We start from the raw sequence: 6,501 nt of genomic DNA on the forward strand, positions 1-6,501 counted from the left end.
CCGCTCAGCCTATCAGCTTGTTGAGCGCCGCCTCAGGCGAAAGTTCGACGCGCTCGCCCGTCGCCCGGTTCTTGAGTTCGACGACGCCGTTCTTCAGACCGCGCGGCCCCACCACGAGCTGCCAGGGCAGGCCGATCAGATCCATGTTGGAGAACTTGGCGCCCGCGCGCTCTTCCGTGTCGTCATAGAGAACGCTGACGCCCGCCGCTTCGAGCTTGCCGTAGAGATCTTCACAAGCGGCATCCGCCTCGGCGTCGCCCTGCTTCAGATTGACGAGGCCGACGCGGAAGGGCGCCACGCTCTCCGGCCAGATGATGCCGCTTTCATCGTGGCTCGCCTCGATGATGCCGCCGACGAGGCGCGACACGCCAACGCCGTAGGAGCCGCCATGGACCGGCCGCTCGACGCCGTCGGGGCCGGACACGACGGCCTTCATCGCCTCCGAATATTTGGTGCCGAAATAGAAGATCTGCCCGACCTCGATGCCGCGCGTATTGACCCGCTTGTCGGCGCTGACCTCGCGCTCGAAGCGCTCGGGGTCGTGCACGTCCTCGGTCGCGGCATAAAGCTCCGTCCACTGCCGGATGATGGGCGTCAGGTCGCCGTCATAGTCCACATCCGCGCCCGGAATGGGAAGATCGAGCACATCCTTGTTGCAGAAGACGCCCGACTCTCCCGTTTCCGCGAGAATGATGAATTCATGGCTCAGATCGCCGCCGATGGGTCCCGTCTCGGCGCGCATCGGGATCGCCTTCAACCCCATGCGCGCGAAGATGCGCAGATAGGCGACGAACATGCGGTTATAGGAGAGCCGCGCGCCCGCTTCGTCGAGATCGAAGGAATAGGCATCCTTCATCAGGAATTCGCGGCCGCGCATCACGCCGAAGCGCGGACGCTGCTCGTCGCGGAACTTCCATTGCGTGTGATAGAGGTTGAGCGGCAGGCTGCGATAGGAGCGCACATAGGCACGGAAGATTTCGGTGATCATTTCCTCATTGGTCGGGCCGTAGAGCAGCTCGCGCTCGTGCCGATCCTTGATGCGCAGCATTTCCGGCCCGTAGGCGTCGTAGCGGCCGCTTTCGCGCCACAGATCGGCAAGCTGGAGCGTCGGCATGAGAAGCTCGACGGCGCCCGCCCTGTCCATCTCCTCCCGCACGATCTGCTCGATATTGCGAAGCACGCGATGGCCGAGCGGCAGCCAGGCATAGATGCCGGCTGCCTCCTGCCGGATCATGCCGGCGCGCAGCATCAGCCGGTGCGAGACGATCTGGGCCTCAGCGGGGTTTTCCTTGAGGGTGGGCAGAAAATATCTGGAAAGGCGCATGATTACCGTGGCCTCGAAGGCCGTCCTGGGGGCGAATTGGGGCTCAAGTATTAGGGGGTCGCGCGGGGCTTGGCAATGTAGCCGACCGCACCTCTATGGGGTACGCCCCGAGCCTGCCGCAATCTTGCCTCAGCGCTCGGCCGAGAGCGTGCCGGCAAGCCCTGCCAGATAGGCCTTCACATCGACCTCGGGCGCCTCGGCGACGCCGCGCCCGGTCTCGAGCCCGAAGGGCCCTCGCTCCAGTTCCTCGAGGCTCGACCCCATCTCGACATCATAGGTCCGGTCGATCTGGTTACGGAGCGGCTGCTCGGCCTCGTACCAGCGCGTCTTGAGCGCCCCGTCCGGGCAGGAGGCGAGCTCCGCCGGGTCGGTCGCGCCCCAGCGCCGCTCAACGCAGTGATAGGGGTCGAAAGAGAGCCTGAAGAGCCGGTGGACGACATCGTCTATGGTCAGCGTCACCTTCGAGCCATCGGTCTTGCGATAGACGATCGGGCACGCGGCATTTTCCTGATTGTAGGCTCGCAGCAGATCACCGGGCAGGTCCGCCCCGCCATATTGGAGGCGGGGCGCGTTCGCCTCCTTCATGCGGATGAATTCGCGCGTCTGGTCATACATCTCCTTGAACGCCGTCTTGAGCCTGGCATCGCGCGAGGGCGTCGAATAAAGCTCCCACACGCCATCGGTGCCGTAGATGTTTCGCGGCAGGCGGCCGGGCTGCGGCATGGAGGTGGTGCGGCCTTCGTTTCGCGCGATCTCGACGGCCTGCTTCCGCGCCTTCAGATCCTGGCAGAGGGTCTGCATCATGACATGCATCTCCTCGACGGGCCTGTATTCGAGATCGCCGACGGAAAGCCGCGCGCGCAGATAGGTGTAGAAATCTATCTGCTCACCATCCTTGACGAAATTCGCCAGCGCCCAGAGCGAGGGATTGGTCGGCGGGTTGCCCGTATATTGCTCGAGTGAGAATTCCGGGATCTCCGAATTGGGGGTGCCGGTGATGCGGCCGCCGACCAGCGTGCCATTGGCGAGGCGCTTCGCGCCCACCAGTCGGATCGGGCGCCAGTTCTGGAAGATCGACCCGAGTTCGGGCCCCGTGCGCAGAAACTCGCGGCCGACAAAGGTGCGGTCGAGCGTGTGGTCGGGGTGCGAGGAGAAGATCAGGATGCGGCCGCTCTCCTCCACCTTCCAGACCATCGCTACATGGCCGTTCACGTCATAGGCGACCGTTCCCGGCCTGATCGCCTCCCGGTCGAGGCGCGGCGAATACATGTCGGTGAACATGGTCGCGCTGTCCGAGGTCGCATCGTGCCGGAACATCGCCGTCGAGACGGTGTTGACGATCTGGTAGAGGAGCGAAATGGCGGGCACGCCCTGCGCGGTGGCCGGCACGGAACTCCGCCCCACCACGCGATTGCCGCTCGACGAATAGCGAATGTCGCCGCCCGGCCCGTCATTGGATTGCATGGCGCTCTGCCAGGCGAAGGGAAGACCGTTCTTCCAGGCGTAATAGGCGCGCAGGAAATAGGGCACGTCCGCGCAATCGACGAGGAACGTCACCTTGGGATCGGTATGGCGATAGGGGTTTGCCGGGCTCTTGATGCAGGCGTCGATGGTCCAGCAATCCTCCGCGCCGAGCCGCGTCACGAAGTCCTGCCAGCCCTTTTCGTCCGCCTCGTCCCAATGGTCCTTGGTGATGCGCCAACTCGTCATGACGCCGGCATCGGCCGGCAGCGCCCACAGGAACAACGCAAAAAGGCAAATGACGGCCCGCGCCGCCCCCGCTGTCGCCAAACGCATGTCTTCCCCCGCCAGCTCGTTTGCGAGCCTCGGCGGAGCCCTATCGCTTGTCAAGAAAGCGGTCGGCGGAAAACAGGGTTAACGGACGATCAGTCGCCGGATTTCCGGCGCTGGTGCGCGCAGGCCTCGGCGAGCGCGTGGTCCGCGCCGCTCACCTCCACGCCATCCACGGAGACGCGGCCGGTTTTCGCGTCGATGGCGACACTCGCGACCTCAAGCGAGGAATCGGGGCTGTATTTCGGAGCTGAGGCGCCAAGCGGCGCGATCCTCACCTGAAACGTGTAGCGCGTCCTGGGCTCGATCCCATAGCCGCCGCCAATATCGGCAGGCGCCACCGCGCTGCCATCGGCCGCGACGCCGGGCGTGTAGTCCGCCTCGCCATCAGGGAGATAGGTCGCCAGCGCCGCGCATGCCTCGGCGCCGATCTCGACAACCTGAAACGGCGCCTCACCGCCCGCAAGCTCTTCGGCCGAGGCAGGCGCAAGGGCCGCCGCCAGCATGGCGGCAAAAAGAGCCAGATGTCCGGGTCGTGTCATGTCGTCGATCCTGCGCCCCTCCGCTTAAAGATATCTTTCAGGATCGGGACGTCTTGGTCAAAATGCGCGCCGCCGCGAGGGGCGGCCCGGAGGGAAACGATGACTGACGCGCCGACAGGCGGGCAAGGCCGCACTCTTCTCGACCGCTTCTTCCAGCTGGCGGAAAACCGCAGCAGCATCCGCACCGAGGTTCTGGCCGGCGTCACCACCTACCTCGCCATGGCCTACATCATCTTCGTCAATCCGGCGATCCTGTCGGGCGCGGGCATGGATTTCGGCGCCGTCTTCGTCGCCACCTGCCTTGCCGCCGCGATCAGTACACTAATCATGGGCCTTTATGCGAACTATCCGGTCGCGCTCGCGCCCGGCATGGGGCTCAACGCCTATTTCGTCTTCGTCGCCGTGCCGGAGCTTGGTGGCGACTGGCGCGTCGCGCTCGGCTGCGTTTTTCTTTCAGGCGTGCTCTTTCTCGCCCTCTCGCTTTCCCCGCTGCGGGAATGGCTCATCAATTCGATCCCGCGCTCGCTCAAAAGCGCCATAGCGACCGGCATCGGCTTTTTCCTTGCGCTGATCGGGCTCAAGAACGCAGGCATCGTCGTCGCCGATCCTGCAACGCTCGTGACCATGGGCAAGCTCACCCAGCCCGCTCTCTTCGCCGCCGCAGGATTTGTCGTGCTGGCGGCGCTTCAGGCGCGGCGCGTGCCCGGCGCCATCATCATTTCGATACTCGCGGTCACTGCCACCGCCATCGCGCTCGGATATCAGCCGTTTCAGGGCATCGCCTCGGCGCCGCCCTCCCTCGCCCCGACCTTCCTGCAAATGGACCTCTCCGGTGCGATCAAGGCGGGCTTCGTCACCATCGTCTTCGTCTTTCTGCTCGTCGATATTCTCGATACGGCGGGCACGCTCGTCAGCGTCGCCGACCGCGCGAACATGCTCGATGCGGAAGGCCGCCTGCCGCGTCTGCGCAAGGCGATGGTTGCCGATTCCTCGGCGAGCATCATCGGCGCCATGCTCGGCACATCGACGACGACGAGCTATATCGAAAGCGCCGCGGGCGTCGATGCCGGCGGGCGCACGGGGCTTACCGCCGTCGTGGTGGGGCTGCTTTTCATCGCGAGCCTCTTTCTCGCGCCGCTCGCGGAGGTCGTGCCGATCTATGCGACGGCGCCCGCGCTTCTCTTCGTCGCCTGCCTCATGGCGCGCAGTCTCGCAGACATCGCATGGGATGATGTGACGGAAGCCGTCCCCGCCGTTGTCATGGCGCTCGCCATCCCGCTGACCTTTTCCATCGCCAGCGGAATCGGCATCGGCATTCTCACCTACGTCGCCGTCAAGGTGCTGGCGGGACGGCCGCGCGAAGTGAACGGCGCCGTGCTCATCATTGCGGTGGCATTCGCGATCAAGCTCGCCTTGCAATGAAGCGCAAGGCGCGTCGCGATCCTGATTCCTGAAATTGCGCCAAAAGCGATTTTCTCATGAGAAAATTGCGTGACACGCTCAAGATGCGTAGTTATAGTGCTCACAACAAAGGGGACGGCGCGGAAAGCGCGGCCCAAGTTTAGGGAGGGAACGCTGACTGCGGTGGCGCCAATGCCGCCGGAGGCGCGACAAAGAGGGAACACTTATCAAGCAAGGCCACGAAAGTGGACCTTGCTTTTTTTTGTCCGCAGTTCGGATTTTACCTGCTTCCTCTTCGCGCGCCGATGCGGCGGCGAGGCTCAGCTCGCCGGTTGGCCGTCGGCCGGGCCGTACCACTCGTGGAGTTCAGGCAGGAAGGGGATGCTGTCGAAGCCGATCGGCTGATACGTGTAGATATAGGCGACGACACACCAGAGCATGGCGGCAATGATCGTGGTGATCAGTGCCTTGCGGAGGAGCCGTGGACGAACTGGTGCGCTCGCATCGGTGCCGTCGGTGACGGCACCCTCCTCATGCTGCGAAACGATGCCCCAGGGCAGCACCGCAAACAGCACCGTCCACCAGATGACGAGGTAGATCGCAAGTCCTGCCGTCAAAGTCATCATGTCACCTCAGGCAAACGCCCCGGCTCTCCCGGCCTCAGGCCTGCTCCAGCTCGACCAGCGTGCCGAAGAGATCCTTGGGATGCAGAAAGACCACCGGCTTTCCATGCGCGCCGATCTTCGGCTTGCCCGTTCCGGTGATGGTGATGCCCTCGGCATTCACGCGCTCGCAGGCCGCGTCGATGTCGTCGACCTCGATGCAGACATGGTGGATGCCGCCCTTCGGGTTCTTGGCGAGGAAACCCGCGATGGGCGAGTCTTCGCCCAGAGGCTCCAGAAGCTCGAGCTTGGTGTTGCCGAGGTCGACGAACACGGTCGTCACGCCGTGATCGGGCTGCGGCACCGCCTCCGACACTTTCGCCCCGAATTTCTTGCGATACATGTCGCCGGCCGCGCGAACGTCGGGAACCGCAATCGCAACATGGTTGAGCTGACCGAGCATGGGTGCCTCTCTATCCGAAGGATGAATTTCGCTGGTTCATGTTTAGAGCGGCTCAAAGCAGTGGGCAAGCACCCTAGATCCGGATCACCGCGACCTCGACCTGAGCCTTCTTGCCCCATTCGCGCCTGAGCGCCCCCCGGACGGCGCGCCGCAGAAGCTCCGCGACCGCATCGTCGTCGCCCCGCCGCTTGGGCGGCAGACGGTCCAGCGCCGCGTCGATCGCGTCGAGCGCGCAATCCTCGAAGCTGACGCCGCGTCCGTCTTCCTCCGGCAGGCCCATCAGCCTCACCTGCGGGTCGCCCCTCACCTTTCCGTCCTTGTCGAGCACGAGGCTGACGAAGACCGCCCCCGCAAAGGCGAGCTTGCGCCGCTCCTGAA

Annotated in this window: 6 protein-coding genes and 1 pseudogene; 1 reads left to right on the top strand and 6 read right to left on the bottom strand. The window is 64.5% G+C overall.

All coding sequences use genetic code 11. The features are described 5' to 3' along the window. Positions 1–4: 4 nt before the first annotated feature. From proS to PKA57_RS06045, 3 genes are all read right to left on the bottom strand, one after another. Positions 5–1,324 carry a proline--tRNA ligase gene (proS, locus tag PKA57_RS06035; protein ID WP_324298529.1) on the bottom strand — a complete coding sequence of 440 codons (1,320 nt, stop codon included), beginning with the start codon at positions 1,322–1,324 and terminating at the stop codon, positions 5–7. A gap of 129 nt (positions 1,325–1,453) precedes the next feature. Beyond that, positions 1,454–3,034: a hypothetical protein gene (locus PKA57_RS06040; protein WP_324298531.1), complete on the bottom strand. Its 1,581-nt coding sequence runs from the start codon at positions 3,032–3,034 to the stop codon at positions 1,454–1,456. Positions 3,035–3,210: 176 nt separating this feature from the next. Next, the gene (locus PKA57_RS06045) at positions 3,211–3,657 is read right to left on the bottom strand and encodes a hypothetical protein (protein WP_324298533.1); all 447 of its coding nucleotides are present in this window, start codon (positions 3,655–3,657) and stop codon (positions 3,211–3,213) included. A gap of 99 nt (positions 3,658–3,756) precedes the next feature. On the opposite strand from PKA57_RS06045, the gene PKA57_RS06050 reads away from it, so the two are divergent. Then, on the top strand, positions 3,757–5,079 hold the full coding sequence (locus PKA57_RS06050) for an NCS2 family permease (RefSeq protein WP_324298535.1): 1,323 nt from the start codon (positions 3,757–3,759) through the stop codon (positions 5,077–5,079). Between the two features lie 299 nt (positions 5,080–5,378). On the opposite strand, the gene PKA57_RS06055 is transcribed toward PKA57_RS06050, so the two are convergent. The 3 genes and pseudogenes from PKA57_RS06055 to PKA57_RS06065 form a co-directional block, all read right to left on the bottom strand. Beyond that, a complete protein-coding gene (locus PKA57_RS06055) occupies positions 5,379–5,681 on the bottom strand; it encodes a DUF1467 family protein (protein ID WP_324298537.1) in 303 nt (100 codons plus the stop codon). A 37-nt stretch (positions 5,682–5,718) separates the two neighbouring features. After that, positions 5,719–6,123 (bottom strand): methylmalonyl-CoA epimerase, encoded by a 405-nt coding sequence (gene mce, locus PKA57_RS06060; RefSeq protein ID WP_324298539.1) that lies wholly within the window; start codon positions 6,121–6,123, stop codon positions 5,719–5,721. 73 nt (positions 6,124–6,196) lie between these two features. Next, a pseudogene (locus tag PKA57_RS06065) lies at positions 6,197–6,501 on the bottom strand (MBL fold metallo-hydrolase); the annotation flags it as partial.

It is taken from the genome of Parvibaculum sp. (assembly GCF_035325945.1).
GTDB lineage: Bacteria > Pseudomonadota > Alphaproteobacteria > Parvibaculales > Parvibaculaceae > Parvibaculum.